The sequence below is a fragment of the Streptomyces sp. LaBMicrA B280 genome, assembly GCF_049222185.1.
GTDB classification, from domain to species: Bacteria; Actinomycetota; Actinomycetes; order Streptomycetales; family Streptomycetaceae; genus Streptomyces; species Streptomyces murinus.
In genome coordinates this window covers 188,888-212,643 of the sequence record NZ_JBMJCT010000002.1, presented here as the reverse complement: position 1 = coordinate 212,643, position 23,756 = coordinate 188,888, and the positions used below count along the sequence as shown (strand labels likewise).

Sequence of the window (23,756 nt, the reverse complement as noted above, 5' to 3'; positions counted from 1 at the left end):
GGGGGATCCGGCGCGAGGGAGACGAGGCGGCCGTGGACTGGTTCACCGCACCCGACTACTGGCTGAGCCGACTGGTCCTCCAGCGGGCGCTGGCCGCCGTGTACCTCGTGGCGTTCCTGGCGGCCGCCTTCCAGTTCCGGGCGCTGCTGGGCGAGCGGGGCATGCTGCCGATCCCGCACTATGTGGCGCGGATCCGGTTCCGGCGCGCGCCGAGCCTGTTCCACCTGCACTACTCGGACCGCTTCTTCGCGGCCACGGCATGGCTCGGCTGCGCGGTGTCGGCGGCGCTGCTCGCCGGGGCGGACGCGGCGCTACCGCTGTGGGCGGCGATCGTGCTGTGGCTGGTGCCGTGGGCGCTGTATCTGTCGATCGTGAACGTGGGCCAGACCTGGTACGCGTTCGGCTGGGAGTCGCTGCTGCTGGAGACCGGTTTCCTGGCCGCGTTCCTCGGCAACGACAAGGTGGCGCCGCCGGTGCTGGTGCTCTTTCTGCTGCGCTGGATCCTGTTCCGGGTGGAGTTCGGCGCCGGGCTGATCAAGCTGCGCGGCGACGCGTGCTGGCGCGAGCTGACCTGCCTCTACTACCACCACGAGACCCAGCCGATGCCGGGCCCGCTGAGCTGGTTCTTCCACCATCTGCCGAAGCCGCTGCACCGGCTGGAGGTCGCCGCGAACCATTTCACCCAACTGGTGGTGCCGTTCCTGCTGTTCACGCCCCAGCCGATCGCCTCGGCCGCCGCCGCGCTGATGATCGTGACCCAGCTGTGGCTGGTGCTCTCCGGCAACTTCTCCTGGCTGAACTGGATCACCATCGTGCTGGCGGTCTCCGCGCTGCGGCTCCCGGCGACGGCGCCGTCCCTGCCGTCCGCGCCCCTCTGGTACGAGATCGTGGTCCTCGCGCTCACCGCGCTGCTGCTGTTCCTCAGCTATCACCCGGTGGTGAACATGATCTCCCGGCGCCAGGTGATGAACCGCTCCTTCGACCCGCTCCATCTGGTCAACACCTACGGCGCCTTCGGCAGCGTCAGCCGGGTGCGCTACGAGGTGGTCGTGGAGGGCACCTTGGACGAGGTGGCCCGGGAGGACTCGGACTGGCGGGAGTACGAGTTCAAGGGCAAGCCGGGCCGACTGCGCCACTGGCCGCGGCAGTTCGCGCCGTACCATCTGCGCCTGGACTGGCTGATGTGGTTCGCCGCGCTGTCGCCCGCGTACGCCGGTGAGTGGTTCGGCGGTCTGATGGAACGCCTCCTGGAGAACGACCGCGACACGCTACGACTGCTGCGCCGCTCCCCCTTCCCACCGGACACCCCACCGCGCTACGTGCGCGCCCGCCTCTTCCGCTACCGCTACACCTCCTGGCGGGAGTTGCGTCAGACGGGGGCGTGCTGGGACCGGACGTACGTGCGCGAGTACCTGCCGCCGACCCGGCTGGCGGGCGCGGCCGAGCGGTCGTAGCCGCAGGTCGCCCCGGTGCACCGCGGCGTGCACGCGGTGTACCGGGCCGGGACGGGCGGGCATCCCGGCACCCGCCGCGTCCTGGACCGGCTGGCCGAACTGGCGCCGCCCGAGGACTGATTCAGGGCCTGCGCAGGCGCAGCGTCATCAGCTCGAAGGGGCGCAGCCGTACGGTGATCCGCGGGCCCTCGTGAACCGGTTGCGGGGCGTCCGCCAGCGGGCGTTCCAGCAGGTCGGTCGCCGTGGGAGCGCTGAACGCGAAGCCGGCCGTGAGGGTGGGCCGGGCCCGGCCGCCGTGGGCCTCGTGGAAGCGGATCACCACATCGCCGCTGCCGTCGTCGGCGAGCTTGACCGCCGTGATGACGACCGCGTCGTCGTCCGCGGTGACCAGCGGGGCGACGTCATGGGCGCCGGTCGTACGGCGTTCGGGCAGGTTGACCCGCCAGCCCTCGCGGACCGCGTCGGCGATCGTGGCGCCGGGGACGAGGGCGTGCCGGAAGCGGTGGGTGCCCTGGTCGGTCTCGGGGTCGGGGAAGCGCGGGGCGCGCAGCAGGGAGGCCCGGACCGTGGTGGTCGTACCCCGGTCGCCGTCGGTCCGTACCGCGCGGGTGACGTCGTGCCCGTACGTCGAGTCGTTGACGAGGGCCACGCCCCAGCCGGGCTCCTCCAGGTGGACGAAGCGGTGGTTGCACGCCTCGAACTTGGCTGCCTCCCATGAGGTGTTGGTGTGGGTGGGGCGGTAGACATGCCCGAACTGGGTCTCCGACGCGTACCGTTCGGCGTGCAGGTCGAGCGGGAAGGCCAGTTTGAGGATCTTCTCCGTCTCGTGCCAGTCGACCTCCGTGTCGACGACCAGCCGCCGCTCCCCCGGGGGCAGCGAGAACACCTGTGTGGCACGGGAGTTGCCGAAGGAGCGGACGATCCGTACCGAGGTCCCGTCCTCGCCGACGCCGATCTCGTCGGTGTCCGTGAGGTCGGTGACGGTGTTGCGGTAGAAGGAGTCGACGTCCCAGGCGTCCCACATGTTCGGGAAGTCCTGGTGGAGTTGGAGGAGTCCGGCCGCCGCGCCGGGGGCGACGGCCTCGCGGTCGGCGGTGAGATCGCGGGCGGAGACGACGAGACCTCGGGCGTCGATCTCGATGTGCAGCAGCCCGTTGTCGAGCACGTACCCGCCCGCCGCGCGGCGCTCCGGCACCGTCCCCGGCCTCGCCCCCGGGACCGGCCGGGCGCCCGCCGCCGGTACCCCGTCGTGCTCGTACGGCGCCGCGTTGAAGACCAGCTCCCGGGGCCCCTCCCCCGCCAGCGCCCGCTGCGCCCCGGCGATGATCGCCTCCAGCTCTCCGGCGACCCGGGCATAGGTCGCCCGTGCCTCCCGGTGCACCCAGGCGATGGAGGAGCCGGGCAGGATGTCGTGGAACTGGTGCAGCAGGACCGTCTTCCAGACGCGGTCCAACTCCGCGTAGGGGTAGGGGTGTCCGGTGCGAACGGCGGCGGTCGCGGACCACAGTTCGGCCTCCCGGAGCAGGTGTTCGCTGCGCCGGTTGCCCCGCTTGGTCCCGGCCTGGCTGGTGAGGGTGGCGCGGTGCAGTTCCAGGTACAACTCGCCGACCCACACAGGGGCGTCGGGGTATTCGGCCGCCGCCTTCTCGAAGAAGGCGCCCGGGGTCTCCCAGACGACGGTGGGCGAGCCCTCCAGATCGCGCAGCCGGGCCGCCCTGCCCACCATCTCGCGGGTGGTGCCGCCGCCCCCGTCGCCGTAGCCGGTGGGCGCGAGGGAGTGCCGGGCGCGGCCCTTCTCCCGGAAGTTGCGTGCGGCGTGGGCGAGTTCGGAGCCGTGCAGGGCGCAGTTGTAGGTGTCGACGGGCGGGAAGTGGGTGAGGACCCGGCTGCCGTCGATGCCCTCCCAGTGGAAGGTGTGGTGCGGGAAGCTGTTCGTCCTCGACCAGGAGATCTTCTGCGTCAGCAGCCACTTGGCGCCCGCCGCCCGGATGATCTGCGGCAGCCCGGCCGCGAAGCCGAAGGTGTCGGGCAGCCACACCTCCTCGTTCTCCAGGCCGAACTCCTCCAGGAAGAACCGTTTGCCGTGCACGAACTGCCGGGCCATCGCCTCGGAGCCGGGCATGTTGGTGTCCGCCTCCACCCACATCCCGCCGGCCGGCACGAACCGCCCCTTCGCCACCGCCTCGCGCACCCGGGCCCACACCTCGGGCCGGTGCTCCTTCACCCAGGCCCACTGCTGCGCCTGGGACATGGCGAACACGAACTCCGGCCGGTCCTCGACGAGGGCGGTCATGTTGGCCGCCGTCCGGGCCACCTTGCGCACCGTCTCGCGCAGCGGCCACAGCCACGCCGAGTCGATGTGCGCGTGCCCGACGGCGCTGATCCGGTGGGCGGACGGCACGGCGGGCGTGGACAGGACACCGGTCAGCTGTTCGCGGGCGCGGGCCGCGGTGCCGTTCACGTCCTGGAGGTCGACGGCGTCCAGGGACCGTTCGACGGCGCGCAGGATGTCGTACCGGCGCGCGGCGTCGACCGGCAGCTCGGCCATCAGTTCGCCGAGCACCTCCAGGTCGAGGACCAGCTGCCACACGGTGTCGTCGAAGACGGCGAGGTCCATGCGGCCGAGCGTGTACAGGGGCTCGCTCCCGGCGGTCTCCTTCTCGCCGAGGGGGGTGGGCCCCGGACCGAAGACCAGCGGGTTGGCGGCGGCCTCGATGTGCAGGCACACCGGCTCGCCGCCCGCGACGGGGGCCCCGATCCGCACCCACTGGTTGCGCGGGTTGAGGCCCTTCACCGGGGTCCCGTCGGGCCGGTGGACCAGGCCCTCGCACTGGAATCCGGGCAGGTCCTGCTCGAAGCCCAGGTCGAGCAGGGCCTCGACGGTCCGGCCCGCCCACGCCTTCGGCACGGTCCCGGTCACCCGGAACCAGCTGGTGCCCCAGGGGGCGCCCCACCGGGTGCCCACCTCGATCGGCCGGGGCTCGGCGGCGAGCCCCTCGGCGACCGGCACGGGCTCGCCGGGCGCGTGCCACACCGCCACCTGGAGCGGCACGGACTCGGGGTACACGGCCGGGCGGATGCGCTCGGCCAGGACGCGGCGCAGGCGGTCCTCCACCAGAGTGCGGTCATCATGCATGCGGGATGCTCCCTGCTGGGTTCCGGGCGTTCACGGGTCGGGCTCGTCAGGGGCGGGCGTCGGGCTCGCTCCGGGCTCGCTCCGGGGTCGCTGCGGATTCGCTTCGGGCTCGCTTCGGGCTCGCTGAGGAACGCATTCCCCTCCGACGGCCGGCGGACCCTCGACGTACCGTCCTCGACGGGGCACAGTTCTCCCTGCGCCCTGTGCGTACCGGCGAGTAGCCGACGAGTGACCGAGGAGTGCCGTGGGGAACTGGGCCGGGCGGAGCGCCGCCGACATAGCCGCCGCCGTGCGGGAGAAGCGGGTGACGCCACGGGAGGTGGTGGCGGAGCACCTGGCGCGGATCGAGCGGTACGACGGGCGGATCGAGGCGTTCCGCACCGTACGAGCGCACACGGCGCTCGCCGAGGCGGACGAGGTGGGCGCGCGCGCCGATCTGACCGAACTGCCGCTCGCGGGTGTGCCGGTGGCGGTGAAGGACAATCTGGCGGTGCGCGGCGAGGCCCATCGCGACGGCTCCACCGCGACCCCGGACACCCCGGCGGCCGAGGACCATGTCACGGTGGCGCGGCTGCGGGCGGCGGGCGCGGTGGTGGTGGGCCTGACGAACGTGCCCGAGCTGTGTGTCTTCGGTACGACCGAGGGGCCGTACGGCGCCTCGCGCAACCCCTGGGACACCACGCGCACGGCGGGCGGCTCCTCCGGGGGCAGTGCCGCCGCCGTGGCCGCGGGGTTCGTGCCGATCGCGCTCGGCAACGACGGCATGGGCTCCCTGCGCATCCCGGCGGCGAACTGCGGACTCGTCACCCTGAAGCCGGGCTTCGGGGTGGTGCCGGCCGGGATCGGCCACGGCGACTGGTTCGGCATGTCGGAGAACGGCCCGCTGGCCACCACGGTCGAGGATCTGCGGCTGATGCTGGGCGTCCTGGCCGGTCGGGACGTCCCCGCTGCCGAGGAGCCCGCGGGGCGCACGATCGCCGTGGCGCTGCGCAATCCGCTCCCCGTGGCGGGCGTCGGCCGCCCGTACGCGAGCGCGGTCCGGCAGGCGGCGGGGGCGCTGGCGCGGGCGGGCCACCGGGTGCGCCGGGCGGAACCGCCGTACCCCCTGACGATGGGGGTGAACGCGCTCAAGCACTGGACGGCGGGGACGGCGGTGGACGCCGAGGGCCTGGACCCGGCGCGGCTGGCCCGGCGCACCCGGGTGCACGCGGCGATCGGACGGCGCTTCGTCCGCTCGGTCCGCACCGGCACCGAACGCGAGCGGCTGTGCGCCCGGCTGACTCCCTTCCTCACCGAGCACGATGTGCTGCTCACCCCGGCCCTGGCCCGCCGCTCCCCCGCCGCCGGGCCCTGGCACGAGCGCGGCTGGCTGCGCAACGTCCTCGCCAACTCGGCCTACTCGCCGTTCACCCCGCCCTGGAACCTGACCGGCTGGCCCGCGATGTCCGTCCCCGTCGGCGCCCTGCCCTCGGGCGCCCCCGCCGCCGTCCAACTGGTGGGCCGCCCCGGCACGGAGGGCGTCCTGCTGGAGCTGGCGGAGGAGATAGAGCGCTCGCTGCCGTGGCTTCGTACGGCGCCGCTGGGCGACTGAGACGGGCGGCGCCCGGGCACTTAGGCCCGGGCGCCCCCCTCATCCCTCAACTCCCGCTCCCCGATGAGCCGCTGGGCCTCCTCGACCCACCCGGACACCGCTTCGGCGCCACAGCTCGCGGCGACCTTCCGGGCCTCGTCGAGGCGCCCGAACGCGGTCGCCGGGTCCCCGGTCTCGGCGGCGAGGTAGCCGAGCGCCACCAGCCCGGCCGCCTCGCCCGCCGGGAAGCCGATCTCCCGGCGCAGCGCCACCGATTCGGTCAGCCGCTCCCGGGCCCGCTCGAAGCGCCCGGCGTCCTTGTCGGCGAAGCCGAGATGCCGCACGGCGTACGACATCGTCCTGCGGTCTCCGGTGTCCCGCGCCAGCGCGTACGACCGCTCGAAGTACGGCACACCGGCCGGTCCTTCCCCCTTCACCACCTGGTGCCAGCAGCCGATCCAGAACAGCGCGTCGGCCTCCCCCCGGCCGTCCCCGAGGCGCCGGTACAGCTCGGCGGCGCGCTCGAACAGCCCCAGTTCCTCCGGCCGTTCGACACGGTCGCCCAGGAAGCGCACGTGCAGCATCTTGCCCCGGGCGAGCGCGAGCGGCGCCTCGACCGCGTCCAGCACCTCGTCCGACCGCGCCGGCGCGTCCGGGTCCCCCCGGAACATCGCCGCCTCGAACAGCTCCCCCGCCTGCCCGATCCAGTCACGCTCCCGCATGTCCTGCCCCTCCCCGTGTCGACATGAACAGCGCCGAGGCTATCCGCCCGCGCCGGGCGGGGCCGGGGATTTCCACGAGGGTCGGACGAGCGACCTGTGCATGACGTGCAGACCGACCAGGCCGTGGCGGGGGTGTTCGAACGCCTCGGGGATCGTGGCCAGGACCGTGAAGCCGAGTGAGGTCCACAGGCGTACGGCGGGATTGGTCTCGACGACGGCGTTGAAGACCATCGCGCGGTAGCCGTGGCGGACGGCCTCGGTGAGGACGTGCTCGGCGAGGGCGCGGCCGACCCCCCGGCCGGTGTGGGCGGGATCGACCATGAATCCGGCGTTGGCGACATGGGCGGCGGGGCCGCCGTAGTTCGCCGCGAGGTAGGCGGAGCCGGTCACGGTGCCCGTGGGGTCCTCGGCGACGTACACACGCTTGCCCGGGCCCGTCCACAGGGCGCGGGCGGCGGGCTCGTCGGTGTCGGGATCCCAGGTGTACGTCTCGGCGGCGGCGACGATCCGGTGCCAGAAGGGCCAGATCAGTGGCCAGTCCTCGGGTACGGCTGTTCTGATCGGCATGGGCGTGATTCTCGCATCACGCCCATGCGCGGCGGCGATCACGAGCGAGGGGGTCAGTCCACGCTCGGCAGGATGTGGGGTTCGGCGAGGTCCTCCTCGTAGCCCGCGAGGCGGATGGGGGCGGACCGGGCCCACACGTCGAGGCTGCCGAGTTCTCCGGGCCTGCGGCCCGGGCGCTTCGGGTTCTCTTCGGGGCTCTGCTCGCGTTTCGTCGTCTCCGGTGTCACCGCGCACTCCTTATGTGTCGGGTCACCCTCGGGGCGTACCGGACAGTCTGCGCTCCGGCGCTCGCCGCCCGCTCGGGTCTGGATGGAAGGCCAGCTCGGACGCGGTGGCGCCGGTTCTTCGGGCGGAGCGGGCCGATGATCCACGGCACGCTCCCGGACGGACGAAATGGGTGTGGGTGGGACCCCTTTTCGCTGTCCGTCCACTCCAGATTAACCAAATGAGCGGACTGCCGCTCGATAGGGAGTGCAAACAAGGGGTAACTATCGCGTTTCGAACGGCAACCCAATACCGTCCAATATGCAGCTATACATAACAAAGCGCATCGCGGACACGACGGTCAGTATCACCCGTTCGGCCTACGTCGCACGGTTCGCGACGCAGTTCAGGTGCCGTTGGCCGGGCCGCAAGCTGACCATGGTCTGCTGGCGCCCGACACGGCCCTCTCGCGGAAGGACGGACGCATGGAGCTGCGCAGCGTCGAGGAGCTGATGGACCTGCTGCACGCCGGGCGGCCCCAGCACGCGCTGCGGACCGCCGCGCTGCTGCGCCGGGGCCGCCCCGCCGACAAGGAGCTCCAGGTGGCGGGACTGGTCCAGGGCATCGGACCGCTGCTGGCCCCGGGCGACGAGGCGGACTCGGCCCGCCGCGCCGCCGCGGCGGTACGGCCGCTGCTCGGGGAGCGGGTGTTCCGGCTGGTGCGCGGGGACGCGGGCGCCGCCGACGACGACGTCCTGCGGCTGCGGCTGGCCCGCGAGGAGGGCCGTACGGCGGGCTTCGACGCCGGTGTGCTGGAGGACTGGCGCACGGTCCTGGAGCTGGTCGCCGCCCGGCACTGCCGGCTCGACGCGGTCGACTGACCCCCGGGGCGCACCCCGGAGATCAACGCGTGGCGCCTCTTACCACTTGCCGGGCGCGTAGTCCTTGAGGAAGACGCCGTACACGTCGTCGCCGTCCTCGCCGCGCACGATCGGGTCGTAGACGCGGGCCGCGCCGTCGACCAGGTCCAGGGGCGCGTGGAAACCGGCCTCGGCGAGGCGCAGCTTGTCGTAGTGCGGGCGCTCGTCGGTGATCCAGCCGGTGTCGACGGAGGTCATGAGGATGCCGTCGGTGTCGAACATCTCCTGGGCGCTGGTCCGCGTCACCATGTTCATGGCCGCCTTCGCCGCGTTGGTGTTCGGGTGCCCGGCGCCCTTGTAGCCGCGGCTGAACACCCCTTCCATCGCCGAGACGTTGACGACGTACGACCGTCCGCGCGCCGCCTTGCGGGCCGCGTCGGCCATCGCCGGGCGGAGCATGCTGATCAGGATGAACGGCGCCGTGTAGTTGCACAGCTGGGTTTCCAGCAGCTCCACCGGGGAGATCTGCTCGATGGACTGCACCCAGGTGTTGGAGTCCACGACGTCCGGGACCAGGCCGCCCGCGTCGATCGCGGTCCCGTCCAGGTGCCGGGCGACGCTGGCGTTGCCCGCGACCAGCGCGAGGTCGGCGACCTGCTGCGCGTCCAGGCCGGCGGTCCGCGCCTCCAGGGCACCGGCGCCGAGGGGCAGCGCGGCGATGCCGTCGACGGCGCCGGAGTTGAAGGCGCCGATCACCTGGTGGGCGGGGAGCTCACCGGCGGGCAGCGGGGCGCTCTCGCCCTCGACCAGCGCGGCGTACGCCGAGGGCAGCCGGCGTACGGTCTGCGTCGCGTTGTTGATCAGGATGTCGAGCGGGCCCGCCTCGGCGACCCGCTCGGCCAGGGATACGGCCTGCGCCGGGTCGCGCAGGTCGATGCCGACGACCTCCAGACGGTGCAGCCAGTCCGCCGAGTCCTCCATCGCCTTGAAGCGGCGGATGGCGTCCTTGGGGAACCGGGTGGTGATCGTCGTGTGCGCGCCGTCGCGCAGCAGCCGCAGCGCGATGTACATGCCGATCTTGGCGCGGCCGCCGGTGAGCAGGGCGCGCTTGCCGCCGAGGTCGGCGCGGGCGTCCCGCTTGGCGCGGTTCAGACCGGCGCACTGCGGACAGAGCTGGTGGTAGAAGTAGTCGACCTCGACGTAGCGGGTCTTGCAGGTGTAGCAGGAGCGCGGGCGCTGGAGTATGCCGGCGATGCGGCCCTCCTCGACCTTGGAGGAGGGCAGGATGCCCTCGGTCTCGTCGTCGATGCGCTCGGCGGAGCCGGTGGCGGTGGCCTCGGTGACCGCGCGGTCGTGCGCGGTCTTGGCGGCCCGGCGCTCCTGGCGGCGGCGCTGCTTGACCGTCCGGTAGACGGACGAGGTGGCCCGGCGCACCAGGATCGCGTCGGGGTGGTCGACGTCGATCGTGTCGAGCTCCTCCAGCACGCTGAGGCAGACGGCCAGGCGCTCGGGGTCGATCCCCGGGCCGTGGACGACCTCTTCCGCGGCCATGGGGTCCACGACCATGGGATCCACGGCCATGGGTTCCACGACCAGGGGATCCCCTGCCCTGGGGTCCGTGGCCGTGGCGTCCGTGGCCATGGAGCCGTCTTCTGTCACCGTCATCGCGCTGCCGTTTCCCTGATCCCGCGCAGCGCTCCGACTCACGCCCGCTATCGAACGCGAAATTCTAACGGAGCGCGGGGGGCGGAGGCGAAACCCGATCGGAGCAGGGGCCGAACCGTTGGGAAACCGGGGGCGGGGCGGATCCGGCCGGGCCCCGCCCCTCAGCAGTCGCAGGCCGCCAGCAGCGTCGCCACCTCCGTCGACACCGCGTGCGCGAACCGGTCCAGGTCCGGTACCGCCGCCGCGTCCGCGACCAGGCCGTAGTGCACCCGTCCGCGGTACGTCGAGATCGCGACGGCGAGCGACTGGCCGGGGGCGAGCGGGGCCAGCGGGTAGACCTCGGTCAGCTGGTGGCCGCCGAGCCGCAGTCCCACGCCGGGCAGCGGCACGCTCGTGACCAGGATGTCGAACCACAGCCGCGCCGCCTGGCCGACGAGCGGGCCGCCGAGCCGGTGGCCGAGCGCCGGTACATGGTCGGCGAGCAGCGCGACCGCGCCGGCGCCCCGGTCGGGGCCCGCGTCCTTGTTGCGGACCATCGCGGTGCGTACGGCGGCGAGCCGGTCGAGCGGGTCGGGCTCGTCCACGGGGAGCCGTATCAGATAGCCGGAGAGCCGGTTGCCGGGTGGCTGGGCGGTGCGCGGGCGGCGCCGGGAGACGGGGATCAGGGCGCGCGGCGCCACCCCGGTGCTGCCGTCGCCGCGTTCGTCGAGCCAGCGGCGCAGCGCACCGGCGACGACCGCGATCAGGACGTCGTTGACGGTGCCGCCCGCGGTCTTGCGCACCCGGTGCACATCGTCGATGTCCAGGACGACGCCCGCGGTGCGGCGGGTGCCGCTGGGCGGGGAGGCGAGGGCGGTGCTGGGGCGCATGCGCAGGGTGGACAGGGCGAGGGAGGCGCCAATGTCCAGGGCCCGCCCCGCGTCCAGGAGGGCGCCCCTGACCAGGCCGGGGAGCATGCCGGGCAGCGCGCGCACGGCCGGCAACGCGCGGCGCGGCGGCTCCACGGGGCGGGCCGGCCGCTCGGGCATGTCCATCGGATCGAGGACGCCCGCGGCGAGCTTGAGCGCGCGCAGCCCGTCGGCGAGGGCGTGGTGGAACTTGAAGAGCACGGCGAAGGAGACCCCGTCCGCGCCGGGCAGGACATGCGCCTCCCAGGGCGGCCGGTCGCGCTCCAGCGGACGCTCCATCAGCCGTCCGGCCACCGCGTGGAAGTCGCCGGTCGGCGCGTGCAGCCGTACATGGTTCAGCGGGTCGAAGTCCGGGTCCGCCTCGCGGGTGGCGCCGCCGAAGGCGAGCGGCCCCCAGACGTCGCGGATGCGCAGGCGGAGCCCGGGGACGGCGGCGGCGCGGGCGGCGAGCAGGTCGGCGGCGTGGGCGCCCGCGGTCGGCGAGTGCGCGCCGAAGACACCAAGTGCGCCCAGGTGCATCGGGTGCCGGTCGGACTCGATGTTCCAGAAGGCCAGGTCGAGGGGAGCGAGCAAATCGGAGGTCACGGGCTTGCCTCGCGCGTCGACGGAAGGGAACTTCAGTCAATCCCCGACAGTCGATTACGGTCAAGTGTGATCGATATACGCTCAGTTAACAACGGATAAAGTCCCGCCCCGCCGAACGGGGCGGGACTCAGGAGTCGCCTGAGGTCACTTCAGTACCGGGGGCGCCGCCTGGGCCGACGTACCCCACCCTGACGGGCGCGGGCCGACCGTGAACGCCAGCGAGCGCAGGGAGCGCAGCGCACGCGTCGTCAGATACGTCCGCCCATGGGCCGAACCGTCGGCGCGCACACCCTGCACGTAGCGGTCGGCGGCCGAGGTGCCCGGCGCGGTGACGGTCAGTCCCCCGCTCGGCCAGTAGCGGCGGTCCAGGGCGAGGTCGACGCGGTCGAAGACCGGGGTGGACAGGCCCCAGGTGTCGTAGCCGGGCTGGATCGGGAACAGCCCGATGGACGACAGCACGTTCCAGGCGGACATGGTCCCGAGGTCGTCGTTGCCGGTCATGCCGGTGGGGCCGTCGGTGAACAGGGTCAGGGCCGCGTGCACCACGTCGGTGGTCTTCCACGGCTGGCCGGTGGCGAGGTAGGTGTAGGGCGCGATCAGATCGGGCTCGTTCATCGGGTTGTAGACGGCCGCGTTGTAGTACGCGTACGCGTTGCCGTGGACCCACACCTCACGGGCCGTCCGCGCCGGGTCGGCGAGCAGCCGGTCGTAGGCGAAGAAGGAGTCCAGGCGGTCGTTGGCGGCGCGCTTGCCGCCGATCAGCCCGACCATGCCGGTCAGGTCCTGCGGCACCAGCCACTGGTACTGCCAGGCCGTGCCCTCGTGGAAGCCGGTGCCGAGCGCCGGGTCGGGAGAGCCGGTGAAGGCGCCGGAGGCGTCCCGGGCCCGGAAGAAGCCGGTCGAGGGGTCGAAGATGGTGCGGTAGTGGCGCGAGCGGGCCGCGTACCGCGCCGCGTCGGCGTCATGCCCGAGGCCCCGGGCCATCTGGGCGAGCATGGCGTCGGCGAGGGCGTACTCCAGGGTGACGGAGGCGCCGTGGTGGTAGTCGGAGTCGCCCATCTTGGCCAGCGGCCGGTCCTTGTCGAACGGGGCGAAGCCGTCCCTGATGTACTCGGCGTTGGCCTCCCGCCCGATGCCCGGGTTGGCGGCGGGCGGCACCCCGTCCGCGTTCTTGCGCAGCGCCCGGTAGGCCCGCTCCTCGAAGCCCTTCAGCAGGCCCATCTGATAGGCCGTGGTCAGGAACGGGGTGACCGGGTCGCCGCTCATCACGTTCGTCTCGACCGGGCCGTAGCCCCACTTGGGCAGCCAGCCGCCGTCCTCGTCGATCGCCACCACCGAGCGGGCCATGTCCCGCGCCTCGCGCGGCGCGAGCAGGGCGAGCAGCTGGGCCTGGGTGCGGTAGGTGTCCCACAGCGACCAGTTCTGGTAGTACGTGAACCCCCGCGCGCGGTGCACGCGCCGGTCCCAGCCGAAGTAGCGGCCGTCGGCGTCGCCGCCGAGGTTGGGCGCGAGGTACGAGCGGTACAGCGAGGAGTAGAACGTACGGCGCAGGGTGTCGGTGCCGCCCCGCACCCGCACCCCCGCGAGCCGCGCCTCCCACCGCGCGCGGGCCGCCCGGCGCACGGTGTCGAAGGACCGGCCGCCCTCGGCCCGCAGATTGCCCGCGGCGCCCGCCGGGTCGACGTACGAGAGCGCGGTGGTCGCCTCGACCGTACGGTCCCCGGTGGTGTCGAAGCGGACATAGGCGCCGCCCCGTCCGGCGCGCGAGCCCGCGGTGACGGTGGCGCCGTCCCAGGTGCCGTACGCGGTGAAGGGCCGGCTGAACCGGGTGATCGTGTAGACCGTGTACGGACCGGTGTCCCGGCAGAAGCCGTGCCCGGTGATCTCGGTGCGCACGGTGCGGTCGTCCAGGATCTCCACCTTGCTGCCGCTCGCCTTGTGCAGCGACTGGGCCGCGTTCAGCAGGACGTTGGCCTTGGTGGTGGCGGGGAAGGTGTAGCGCTGCACGCCGGTGCGGGCGGAGGCGGTCAACTCGGCGTGGATGCCGGAGGCGAGGCCGACGCGGTAGTAGCCGGGGCTCGCGGTCTCGTCGCCGTGCGCGAAGGCGGCCGCGTACTTGGCGTCGTCGGTCTGCGTGACGTCGCCGGTGGTGGGCAGCGCGGGCAGGTCGCCGCCGATCCGGCAGCCCACGCCCGACAGATGGACCAGCGAGAAGCCGCGGATCCGGCGCTGGGTGTAGTCGTAGCCGGTGTTGTGCCCGGTGTCGGGCGAGAGCTGCACCATGCCGAAGGGCACGGCGGCGCCGGGGAAGGTGTTGCCCTCGTCCTGGCTCCCGATGAAGGGGTTCACCAGGTCGGTGAGGTGGCCGTCGGTCCGCTCGGCGGCTCCTGCGGCGGGGGTGGCGATCAGCGCGGACGCTGCCATCACCCAGGCCAGGCACAGCCGTGTGCGCCGGGTCCCTCTCATTGCGGATGACCTCCGGAGGTTCGACATCGTTGCCTGCATCGTGGCGGGCGAATGCCATGAAACCGGGCATTGCGCGACGGGAGAGGGCAAACGCGTCGCGGACGAGGGTGATTTGACGGACCGTGAGAAGAATACGCCGGGCCGGGCTCCTCTCGTACGGCGCTTCAGCCGGTCGGCCCATCCCCCTTGTCCGGTACGGCGGTTGAGGTGCCCGGTGCCGCCGGGGGCCGGGAGAAGCAGCAGTCGCCGCACACGCCGCCGCCGGGAACCCGGTAGTACAGGCAGCAGCTGCGGCGGCGGAAGGCGATGCCCGTGCGGGTGCCGGTGGTCCGCAGCAGGGGGTGGGCGAAGAGTTCACCGGCGAGCGCGCGGGTGCGGGCCGCCGCGTCCGTACGGCCCTCGGCGCGGGCCCAGCGCTCCAGTTCCCGGGCGGCTCCGGCGAGCGCGGAGCCCGCGTTGCCCCACAGCAGCCCGGACGCGATCCCGTAATGGGCCCTCAGGGTCTCCCCCAGGGGCTCCAGATGGCCGTGCAGCACGGCGTCGGCGAGGGCCGCGGCGGTGGCGGTGGTGGCGGCGGCGGTGGCGGCGGCGGCGGCGGTGGTGGCGGAATCCCCGGGCCCCGGGGACACCTCGGTGAGCCACAGATCGTCGGGCGCGGCCGCCCCGATGTCCCAGCGCAGCAGGCCCGGGCGCAGATCGGGCAGCCTGCCGTACAGGACGGCGCAGCCGAGCGCGACCGACCAGAGCCGGGCGGCCAGGCCCTGCTGGGCGAGGGAGGCGGCGACCCGGGGCTCGGGGGCGCGCAGGCGGTGGGCGACGAGGCGCACCCGCGCGGTCAGGGGATCGCCGGGGCCGTCCGGGGCGTAGGCCGCCGCGAGGGTCGGCAGCCCGGCCGGGTCCCCGTACGGGTCCGTGCGCAGGGCGAAGAAGGGGCCCGGCGGGCGCAGGGCGGCGAGTTCGGGGTCGAGGTCCACGAGGACACTCGTACCAGGCCCGTTCGCGCACCGGTCGTCGGGGGGCTCCCGCTGGGTAACCCACCTGAGGGATGATCACCGAACCGGTGTACTCCATCGGGAGTAGGACGCATTGCGTGCTCAGGGACGACGACGGGAAGAGCGCGGGCGGGCAGAGTGTTGACCATGGAAGCCGACCGTAGGCCGCGCCGGGCCCAGGCCCCCCGCCGCACGCACAGGAGACGCCGATGAGCGGAAGAGGACGATGAGCGCCCTCGCGCTGTCCGTGCTGCTGTCGCTCGTGTCCGCCCTCGGCTACGCGGGCGGCGCGATCGTGCAGGAGCGCGTGGCCGTGACGTCTCCCTCCAGCGCGTATCTGCCGCTGCGCAGGCCCGGTTGGTGGGGCGCGCTCGCGCTCAACGGCCTCGGCGGGCTGCTGCACGTGGTGGCACTGGCCTACGGTCCGCTGAGCATCGTCCAGCCGCTCGGCGCGCTGACCATCGTCTTCGCCCTCCCCCTGGCCGCGCTGTGCGTCGGCCGCCGGGCCGGGGCGACCGCCTGGCGGGGCGCCGTGATGGCCACCGTCGGGCTCGCCGGGCTGCTCTCCCTGGTCGGCTCCTCCCAGGACCACGCGCTGGACGCCGCCCAGCGGCTGGCGGCCGCGATCGTCACCGGTGGCGCGGTGGTGGCGCTGATGTGCGCGGGCCGGGCCGCCCACCGGCACCCCGCGGTGCGCAGTGTGCTGCTCGCGACGGCCGCCGGCACGGCGTTCGGCATGTCCTCGGTGTTCACCAAGTCCGTCACCGTCGGCTGGGGCGGCGGCCTCGACTCCCCCGGCACCCTGTTCTCACTGGCGCTGATCGCCGTGTTCTCGGTGGCCGGCGTGCTGCTGTCGCAGGCCTCCTACGCGGGCGGCGGCCTGGCCGCGCCGCTCGCCACCCTGACCGTCATCAACCCGGTGCTGGCCGCCGCCGTCGGCATCCTCATGTTCGGCGAGACCTTCCGCTACGGCACGACGGGCACCCTGCTCGCCCTGGGGTGCGGGGTGCTGGCGGCGGGCGGGCTGATCATGCTGACGACGGAGCGGATGGAGGAGACGGGGACGGCGGCCCCGCAACTTTCGGCCGCCGCCGAGGGGGTCACCGGCGCGGTGCTCTCCTCGGTGCCGAGGCAGCGGGTCGACGGGGAGGACGTACGAGGCCACGCCGACGGACCGCTCACGGAGCGGGGGCTGCGGGAACTCCTCGCCCCGGCGGCCGACACCGCCCCGGGGGACGCGGGCGAGCCCGCACCGCCCGGGGAGCCCGCGCCGACGGCGCCGTACGCCCGCCGCCCGATCCCGCACCGGCGACGGCCGCGGGTCAGATCCTGACGCCGTGGGCCCGCAGGTAGGCGAGCGGATCGATGTCCGAGCCGAAGCCGGGCCCGGTGCGCACCTCGAAGTGCAGATGGGGGCCGGTGACATTGCCGGTCGCCCCGGAGCGGGCGATGCGACCACCGGCGGCGACGCGCTGTCCGACCCGCACGGAGATGGCCGACAGATGGCCGTACTGGGTGTAGTGCCCGTCGGCGTGCCGGAGCACCACCTGGTACCCGTAGGAGCCGCCCCAGCCCGCGGCCACCACCTCCCCGGCCTCGGCGGCGTGCACGGCGGTGCCGGTCGGCACGAGGAAGTCGACGCCGGTGTGATAGCCCTTCGACCAGTACGGGCCGGCCACGCGGTATCCGGTGCCGATGGCCGCGTGGACCGGGGCGACGACCCCGTGAGCACTTGTCTCGGTCTTGGAGCTCTTGGTGGCCTTGGCGCTCTGGGTACTTTTGGTGCTCTTGGTGCTCTTGGTGGTTTTGCTCTGGTGGTGGACCTTCGGCTTCGCCGGGTGTGAAGTCCGCTGCTTCGTACCGGACTTGGGCGCCTTCCCGGGGTGCAGGCCGAGGCGCTCGCCCGGCAGGATCAGGTCGGGGTCCGCGCCGACGGTCGCGCGGTTGGCCGCGTAGAGCCGCCGCCAGCCGCCCGGGACGTGATGCCCGTCGGCGATGCCGGAGAGGGTGTCGCCGTGGACCACCGTGTACATCGTGGTGCGACCGGCCCGGGACTGGGGCGTCGTCTGGGGGCGCACGTCGTGGGCGGAGGCGTCGAGGGCCCGGCCGGGCGGCGCGTCCCCGGTGTCGGCCCGCGGGCCCGCGGGGGAACCGGCCTCGGTGCCGGTATGGGCGTCCGCCCCGGTGGCCGTACCCGCGGCCGTGCCCGCGGCGATCAGCGGGAGCGCGAGGCCCGCGCCGCCCGCCGTGACCGTGAGCGAGGCGCGGTTGATCCTGTTCGGCTGATACCGGCGGTGCCGGCCGCTTAGGGCCATGCGCGAGGTCCCCTCATGCGTCAGGAGGGGCAAAGCTATGCGCCGCGCACCGGGCACGACAAGACGGCGTTTCGGCCTTCCATGGGCACCAACTGGCCATGATCGTACGGCCGTTGACGAGGCGCTCCCCGGTCCGGCACGGTCGGCTCCCGCGGCCCGCTCCCGGGGACGGCGAGTCTGATGTGCGCTCGCCCGGGGGTCACGTCAGGATGGGCGGGGACCCGTACCACACGGGGGCCGTACTCACGAGGCGATCAGGGAGCAGGCGGTATGAGCACTTCAGCGCAGATCGGCGTCACCGGCCTCGCGGTCATGGGCCGCAATCTCGCGCGGAACTTCGCGCGCAACGGCTACACGGTCGCTCTGCACAACCGCACGGCGTCGCGGACGCACGATCTGGTGAAGGAGTTCGGACAGGAGGGCGACTTCGTCCCGACCGAGACCGCCGAGGAGTTCGTGGCCGCCCTGGAGCGCCCGCGCCGACTGATGATCATGGTCAAGGCCGGTGACCCCACGGACGCGGTGATCAAGGAGTTCGCACCGCTCCTGGAGCCCGGCGACATGATCATCGACGGGGGCAACGCGCACTTCGCGGACACCCGGCGCCGGGAGCGGGAGCTGCGCGAGCAGGGCATCCACTTCGTCGGCACCGGCATCTCCGGCGGCGAGGAGGGCGCGCTGCACGGGCCGAGCATCATGCCGGGCGGGTCGAAGGAGTCGTACGCCTCGCTGGGCCCGATGCTGGAGAAGATCTCCGCGAAGGCGAAGGACGGCGCGCCCTGTGTGACCCATGTGGGCCCGGACGGCGCCGGGCACTTCGTGAAGATGGTGCACAACGGCATCGAGTACGCCGACATGCAGCTCATCGGCGAGGCGTACCAGTTGCTGCGGGATGTGGCGGGCTACGCGCCGGCGCGGATCGCGGACATCTTCCGCACCTGGAACACCGGGCGGCTCGACTCCTACCTGATCGAGATCACCGCCGAGGTGCTGTCCCATGTGGACGCGGCGACCGGCAAGCCGTTCGTGGACGTGGTGGTGGACCAGGCCGAGCAGAAGGGCACGGGCCGCTGGACCGTCCAGATCGCGCTCGACCTCGGCGTCCCGGTCTCCGGCATCGCGGAGGCCGTCTTCGCCCGCTCCCTGTCCGGCCACGCCGCGCTGCGGGCGGCCTCCCGCCATCTCGCCGGTCCCCAGCCTGCGCCGCTGAGCGGTGCGGAGGCGGCGGCCTTCGCGGACCGGGTGGAGCAGGCGCTGTACGCGTCCAAGATCGTGTCGTACACCCAGGGCTTCCACGAGATCGCGGCGGGCGGCGAGGAGTACGGCTGGGACATCGACCAGGGTGCCGTCTCCGCGATCTGGCGCGCCGGCTGCATCATCCGCGCGGCGTTCCTCGACCGGATCCGTGCCGCGTACGACGCCCGCCCCGACCTGCCCAGCCTGCTGTCCGACGAGACGTTCGCCCGGGAGATCGCGGCGGCCCAGGACGACTGGCGGGAGGTGCTGGCCGCGGCGGTACGGCAGGGCGTGCCGACGCCGGGCTTCGCGGCGGCCCTGTCCTACTACGACGGGCTGCGCGCCCCCCGGTTGCCCGCGGCGCTCACGCAGGGACAGCGGGACTTCTTCGGGGCGCACACATATCGGAGGGTGGACCGGGAGGGGGCGTTCCACACGTTGTGGGGCGGGGATCGGAGTGAGGTTTCGGCGTAGCGCTGTGGTCGCGCGCGGGATCCCCTAGGGGGCGCGGAGAGCTGTCACCGGTGGGCGGCCGCGGGTTCGCCGCGGCCGTTCGCGCAGTTCGCCGCGCCCCCCAGGGGCGCGCCTGTGTCAGGCCCTGTCTCAGGTGGTCAGGGGTGGGCCCGGTTCGGGGTTCGGTACGGGTTCCGGCCCTGGCGGGATCGGGGAGGGGGACGGCTCCGGGGGGCCGGGCGCGGGCGGGGCCGGCTGCGGGCCCGGACCGGGTGAGGGTGGGGTCGGCTCGGGGCCGGGGCCGGGTTGCGGAGGTGGTACCGGGCTGGGGTACGGGTCCGGGGGCGGGGGCGGCTCCGGGGTGGGAGGGGGGCCCGGTGGGACGGGGTCGGGGTGCGGGTTCGTCATCAGGTCCTCCGCGCGATCGTCGATGTCACTGGACGTCGCCCCCCGCCTACCCGACCACCGCCGGGCCACTCACCCGAGAGCGGCGCCCGAGTGGGCCGACCGGGCTCAGGCCGTCACGGCGTGCGGGCCGCGCCGCTGCTCGGAACCCGGCACCGGCTCGGAGGCGTCGGCACCGAGGGCCACGATCCGGTTCGCGGCGTCGACATGCACGACCCGCGGCTTCAGCTCCCGCGCCTCGGCCTCGTCGACCTGCGCGTAACTGATGATGATCACCAGGTCCCCGGGCTGCACGAGATGCGCCGCCGCCCCGTTGATCCCGATGACCCCGGAACCCCGCTCCCCCTCGATGACGTACGTCTCCAGCCGGGCGCCGTTGGTGATGTCCACGATGTGCACCAGCTCCCCGGGCAGCAGATCGGCCGCGTCGAGCAGATCGGCGTCGATCGTCACGGATCCCACGTAGTGCAGGTCGGCCTGGGTGACGGTGGCTCGGTGAATCTTGGACTTGAACATGGTACGCAGCATCGGGGCACTCCAACAAGTAGGCTCCCTGCCTGCGTTTTTGCAGGTCAAGGGCTGTTTCCACACCCTACAACGAGTCGCGTGTCAGGGCAGCTGCTCCCAGGTTTTTCAGGACTCATACTGACCACTTGCTGACTTCCCTGAAGTTCGCCAGGAGGAGGACGCCGCAGGCGGGCAGCGAGCCCAGGGATGCCGCTCGCCGAGTTCCGCGACACGTTCACGGTGGCCGGCCAGTCCCATGACGTAGACCTGGAAGACGCCCGCACGTGCCGTGTCGCAGGCGTTGGCCACCAGGGCCACGGGCAGGAACGTCCGGAAGTTCCTGACGCCGAGGAAGGCGGCCAGGGCGCCCCCAGCGGTCGCACCGACGGTGGACTCGGAGGCGCTCAGCCCACCGAACCGGGTGAGGTAGATCGTCCACACCGTGAGCCAGGTGCCGTCACCGGCCGAGGTGATCGCCTGACGGCCGCCAGGACGCGCAGCGGCGACGTCGGGCCTCCACGGCGGTTCGTCGTCGCCGTCGGTCGTGTGCGCCCCCGGGATATCTCCCGTTCACCTCCCGTCATGTGCGTCCGGCCTGGGCAGATCCGCGAGCAGGTCGTCCAGATGCAACTCGTGTGCCCCGGTGATGCCCCGGATCGCCTTCGAGGACGCCGGCGAGCCGTATCACGAGCACGTCCCCTTCGAGACGGCACAGCACACCGGCGATTCGCTCTTCCGCCCTGCGGAGGAAGAACAGCATCCCGCGGCGAAACAGCGCGTGTTCCGCCACGGCACGCCGCTCGCCGCTCGCCGGAACTGTGTGAACAACGCCTGGCCCTGTTCACGCTCTCCGAAGCACGCACTCTGCTGGACACCCTGCAGCACTTCAGCATGGCCCGCGACGACTGGGGCGACCGGGCCCGCCGCTTCGCCACCGAACTGGCGGCCCGAATCCCCGCACGAGGCGTACGGCTCACGGCGGCCAAGGCGGCCTTGGGCAGCGGCGCATCGGCACCGCCCACCCTCGAACTGCTCCTGCACCGATCCGAACACAGGCCGAATCTGCCGACCGGCGGGGACTGTCCGACGAACTCTCGCTCCGCACCGGTGAGTTGCGCATGCCGTGACACCGCAGTGCTACCGGACGGTCAGCCCACCCGCAGCTTGACCACAACCGGAGGTGCTGCGTCATCGAACGGATTTCGCAGCCATCCATGAGTCACCTCTGGTGGACGCCCACCCGCGTGAGAGGACCAACACCCGTGACTGGCGGGAACTCAAGAATGGCACCCCTGACCGCCGCAGCGTCCCGTCCCGTGTCCGGCAAAACCCCCACGGCTGGGCCGGGCACGAAGGACGCCTCCGGCGCCTGGCAGGCCACCACTCCGAGGGTCAAGCTCAGCAAGGGCGTGACCAACGCCGGCGCCTCGGCGGTGAACCCGGACCAGTCCGCCCAGCCGTACACGAACACGCCGGCACCGCCCGCCCGTGGACGACCACGGTCGCCCCGAGCCGCGACCGCTCCACCGACCCCGGGTTGTTCCCGACCCGCCGCACCACCTCCTCGGACAGAGTGAAGACGTGCGGCAAGGCCGAGCCCTACAGCGGTCGTGACTTCACCCTGCCCCGTGGAACCGGCACACAGAGGGTCGCGGCGACATCCTCCCTGGTCAGCAACTGCGACCCAGCCAACCCGTCGGCGGGAATATGGACCACGCGCATTCGAGGAATGCTCGGCGTACGTCCTGTCGTGGGAAGCGATTATCAACAACGCCCCCGTGGGCACCGTGACTGCACTGGTGGTCAACGAGCGCAAGCTCGACCCGCAGTCCGGGAACATCACCGAACGGATCAGCGTCACCGACGTGGACGTTCCGGCAACTGCAACGTCCAGAACGTCAGCGGCCGGCAGGGCGTGGCCGCATGGGTTCCCGGCGACCACCGCACCGTGACGTCGGACGCGTCCTATGTCTGGGGACCTACGCTCACCGGACCGTCCTCCACCAACGAGGTGATGAAGCTCGGCGTCGCGGTCGCGCTGCCGGGCGACATGAAGCTCCCGGCAGACGGTGCAGTCGGCCCCCGCCGTCTTCATGGACGTCGCGGACGGCGACCTGGAGAACGGGGCTCCCGACCAGATCCGGTGCGACAACACCAAGATCATCAGCCAGGCGCCGACGATCGGCTGCGTGTTTCACGACTACGTGCCGACCTACACGTTCAACGCGGCGAAGTACCCGCAGGCCTCGGCACACGCCTGACTGATCCAGCACAGGCTGACCAACCACCCCGGCAGCCTGGCCAACGGCAAGCCGCTGTACTTCCTGGCCGACAGTGACATCAGCGGCAACCGGACGGTGATCTGCCCGACCGGATGGGCAGCGGCCAACGGCGACACCAGTGCCCTCAACGGCACGACAGACCAGCCCAACTGCGACGAGTTCGCGTTCAACTCCACCTACAACAGCGGTGGGACGCCCTCACTCCCGGGTGGCCTGAACCCGGTCAGCAGCGGAGACGCCTGCGTGCAGACCTTTGCGAGCAAGCAGGGCAGCACCGTCCACCTGTTCAACATCGACGGCCATACGCCGACGTGGAAGGAGGTCTGCGGACGGTCCTCGATCTCCGGAAGCGACAACAGCGGATCGATGGCCGGCTTCGCGGCCTTCAACGCGAACCAGCGCCTGCTGGACCGGGACCCGTACTGGCTGAACACGAACATGAGCGCGGCGTGCTCCAGCGACAGCACGACCGTGAAGTGCACCATGACCGCGAAGACCAGTGACACCACACCGCTCACAGGGGGCGCCGCACCGAGAGGGCACGGTGCCCCCTGTGACTACCGGATCACACCGGCGAGGGCAGGTGGAGCGCGGACAGCAGCCCCCGCTCGATCTCCCGGCGCGCCAGCGACAACCCGAGATGCTCACCCACCGCCGTGAACAACCGCCTCGCCAACTCCTCGTCCTCACACCCGGGGAAGGTGGCCCGCACCGCCCCGGCCTGGCGCATGGCCGCATCCAGCGCGGCGAACGCGCCGAGGCGGTCCTCAAGCGGGAAAGCGGTCTCCAGCGCACTGTCACCGGGCCCTATGAACCCCACTTCACCTCCGCCTGCGCGGAGCGGACGTCCCCGGATACGTCCGGGGGTATCGCTACACCGGTTCACCTCCGCCTGCGCGGAGCGGACACGGTGGTGCGCAGGGTGCGCTTGGTCGAGTCCGGTTCACCTCCGCCTGCGCGGAGCGGACGGCTACACCGGCAGCACCGTGATGCGGGTGACCGGTTCACCTCCGCCTGCGCAGAGCGGACGCGGAGGCCCTCCCGGGCCCGACGCCGTCGGCCGGTTCACCTCCGCCTACGCGGAGCGGACGTCTCGATCGGCTCACGCTGCGCATCCGTCGTCGGTTCACCTCCGCCTGCGCGGAGCGGACCCACCACGCACGAGGTGCGCCGCGTACGCGGCCGGTTCACCTCCGCCTGCGCGGAGCGGACAAGTGCCGCCTCTGCGACTGGATCGGCTACCGCGGTTCACCTCCGCCTGCGCGGAGCGGACGCGAGCACGGGGCAATGACCCGCGAGGACTGGCGGTTCACCTCCGCCTGCGCGGAGCGGACTGCGTGCCGCCGGGCCGCTCGACGTCCGGCTCCGGTTCACCTCCGCCTGCGCGGAGCGGACTCCATGAACTGCCCCACCGTCCGGTCGCGCGGCG

At 72.7% G+C, this 23,756-nt stretch carries 19 protein-coding genes and 1 CRISPR repeat array (1 of these 20 cut by a window edge); of the genes, 6 read left to right on the top strand and 13 right to left on the bottom strand.

Annotated elements, in window-relative coordinates; genetic code table 11:
• The first annotated feature begins 32 nt into the window (after nt 1-32).
• Complete coding sequence (locus ACLF5H_RS02190) at nt 33-1,454, top strand: lipase maturation factor family protein (protein WP_421674379.1); 1,422 nt, start codon at nt 33-35, stop codon at nt 1,452-1,454.
• 121 nt (nt 1,455-1,575) lie between these two features.
• Here the strand turns inward: ACLF5H_RS02190 and ACLF5H_RS02185 are convergent, their stop codons facing one another.
• A complete protein-coding gene (locus ACLF5H_RS02185) occupies nt 1,576-4,590 on the bottom strand; it encodes an alpha-mannosidase (protein WP_421674378.1) in 3,015 nt (1,004 codons plus the stop codon).
• Between the two features lie 244 nt (nt 4,591-4,834).
• On the opposite strand from ACLF5H_RS02185, the gene ACLF5H_RS02180 reads away from it, so the two are divergent.
• On the top strand, nt 4,835-6,181 hold the full coding sequence (locus ACLF5H_RS02180) for an amidase (protein ID WP_421674377.1): 1,347 nt from the start codon (nt 4,835-4,837) through the stop codon (nt 6,179-6,181).
• 20 nt (nt 6,182-6,201) lie between these two features.
• Here the strand turns inward: ACLF5H_RS02180 and ACLF5H_RS02175 are convergent, their stop codons facing one another.
• Genes ACLF5H_RS02175 through ACLF5H_RS02165 form a run of 3 tightly spaced genes read right to left on the bottom strand, consistent with a single transcriptional unit; the run spans nt 6,202 to nt 7,676 of the window.
• Nucleotides 6,202-6,882, bottom strand: coding sequence for a tetratricopeptide repeat protein (locus ACLF5H_RS02175; protein ID WP_421674376.1), 681 nt, complete (start codon nt 6,880-6,882; stop codon nt 6,202-6,204).
• 39 nt (nt 6,883-6,921) lie between these two features.
• Nucleotides 6,922-7,449 (bottom strand): GNAT family N-acetyltransferase, encoded by a 528-nt coding sequence (locus tag ACLF5H_RS02170; RefSeq protein ID WP_421674375.1) that lies wholly within the window; start codon nt 7,447-7,449, stop codon nt 6,922-6,924.
• A gap of 53 nt (nt 7,450-7,502) precedes the next feature.
• Nucleotides 7,503-7,676, bottom strand: coding sequence for a hypothetical protein (locus ACLF5H_RS02165; RefSeq protein WP_421674374.1), 174 nt, complete (start codon nt 7,674-7,676; stop codon nt 7,503-7,505).
• A gap of 462 nt (nt 7,677-8,138) precedes the next feature.
• On the opposite strand from ACLF5H_RS02165, the gene ACLF5H_RS02160 reads away from it, so the two are divergent.
• Nucleotides 8,139-8,534: a hypothetical protein gene (locus ACLF5H_RS02160; protein ID WP_128792891.1), complete on the top strand. Its 396-nt coding sequence runs from the start codon at nt 8,139-8,141 to the stop codon at nt 8,532-8,534.
• A 39-nt stretch (nt 8,535-8,573) separates the two neighbouring features.
• Here the strand turns inward: ACLF5H_RS02160 and ACLF5H_RS02155 are convergent, their stop codons facing one another.
• From ACLF5H_RS02155 to ACLF5H_RS02140, 4 genes are all read right to left on the bottom strand, one after another.
• Nucleotides 8,574-10,178 carry an SDR family NAD(P)-dependent oxidoreductase gene (locus ACLF5H_RS02155; RefSeq protein WP_421674373.1) on the bottom strand — a complete coding sequence of 535 codons (1,605 nt, stop codon included), beginning with the start codon at nt 10,176-10,178 and terminating at the stop codon, nt 8,574-8,576.
• 161 nt (nt 10,179-10,339) lie between these two features.
• Nucleotides 10,340-11,671 (bottom strand): wax ester/triacylglycerol synthase family O-acyltransferase, encoded by a 1,332-nt coding sequence (locus ACLF5H_RS02150; protein WP_421674372.1) that lies wholly within the window; start codon nt 11,669-11,671, stop codon nt 10,340-10,342.
• A 144-nt stretch (nt 11,672-11,815) separates the two neighbouring features.
• Nucleotides 11,816-14,137, bottom strand: coding sequence for a GH92 family glycosyl hydrolase (locus ACLF5H_RS02145; protein WP_421674371.1), 2,322 nt, complete (start codon nt 14,135-14,137; stop codon nt 11,816-11,818).
• A 164-nt stretch (nt 14,138-14,301) separates the two neighbouring features.
• On the bottom strand, nt 14,302-15,111 hold the full coding sequence (locus ACLF5H_RS02140; protein WP_421674370.1) for a (2Fe-2S)-binding protein: 810 nt from the start codon (nt 15,109-15,111) through the stop codon (nt 14,302-14,304).
• A 244-nt stretch (nt 15,112-15,355) separates the two neighbouring features.
• Here ACLF5H_RS02140 and ACLF5H_RS02135 point away from each other — a divergent pair, with 244 nt between their 5' ends.
• Complete coding sequence (locus ACLF5H_RS02135) at nt 15,356-16,462, top strand: DMT family transporter (RefSeq protein WP_421674369.1); 1,107 nt, start codon at nt 15,356-15,358, stop codon at nt 16,460-16,462.
• Here the strand turns inward: ACLF5H_RS02135 and ACLF5H_RS02130 are convergent.
• Nucleotides 16,452-17,444 (bottom strand): M23 family metallopeptidase, encoded by a 993-nt coding sequence (locus tag ACLF5H_RS02130; RefSeq protein WP_421674368.1) that lies wholly within the window; start codon nt 17,442-17,444, stop codon nt 16,452-16,454. The two genes, ACLF5H_RS02135 and ACLF5H_RS02130, sit on opposite strands and share 11 nt — an antisense overlap.
• A 270-nt stretch (nt 17,445-17,714) precedes the next feature.
• Between ACLF5H_RS02130 and gndA the strand changes: the two genes are divergently transcribed.
• Entirely contained in the window at nt 17,715-19,154 is a 1,440-nt protein-coding gene (gene gndA, locus ACLF5H_RS02125) for an NADP-dependent phosphogluconate dehydrogenase (RefSeq protein WP_421674367.1), read from the top strand.
• Nucleotides 19,155-19,646: 492 nt separating this feature from the next.
• Here gndA and panD read toward each other — a convergent pair whose 3' ends face one another.
• Nucleotides 19,647-20,066: an aspartate 1-decarboxylase gene (gene panD, locus ACLF5H_RS02120; RefSeq protein WP_421674366.1), complete on the bottom strand. Its 420-nt coding sequence runs from the start codon at nt 20,064-20,066 to the stop codon at nt 19,647-19,649.
• Between the two features lie 105 nt (nt 20,067-20,171).
• Nucleotides 20,172-20,486, bottom strand: a complete 315-nt coding sequence (locus ACLF5H_RS02115) for a hypothetical protein (RefSeq protein WP_421674365.1) — start codon at nt 20,484-20,486, stop codon at nt 20,172-20,174.
• Nucleotides 20,487-22,114: 1,628 nt separating this feature from the next.
• Between ACLF5H_RS02115 and ACLF5H_RS02110 the strand changes: the two genes are divergently transcribed.
• Entirely contained in the window at nt 22,115-22,306 is a 192-nt protein-coding gene (locus tag ACLF5H_RS02110) for a hypothetical protein (protein ID WP_421674364.1), read from the top strand.
• Nucleotides 22,307-22,503: 197 nt separating this feature from the next.
• Here ACLF5H_RS02110 and ACLF5H_RS02105 read toward each other — a convergent pair whose 3' ends face one another.
• Entirely contained in the window at nt 22,504-22,845 is a 342-nt protein-coding gene (locus ACLF5H_RS02105) for a hypothetical protein (RefSeq protein WP_421674363.1), read from the bottom strand.
• 47 nt (nt 22,846-22,892) lie between these two features.
• On the bottom strand, nt 22,893-23,057 hold the full coding sequence (locus tag ACLF5H_RS02100; protein ID WP_421674362.1) for a hypothetical protein: 165 nt from the start codon (nt 23,055-23,057) through the stop codon (nt 22,893-22,895).
• Nucleotides 23,058-23,144: 87 nt separating this feature from the next.
• Nucleotides 23,145-23,756: a CRISPR direct-repeat array (repeat unit 29 nt; unit sequence CGGTTCACCTCCGCCTGCGCGGAGCGGAC); it runs 1,367 nt beyond the window's last position.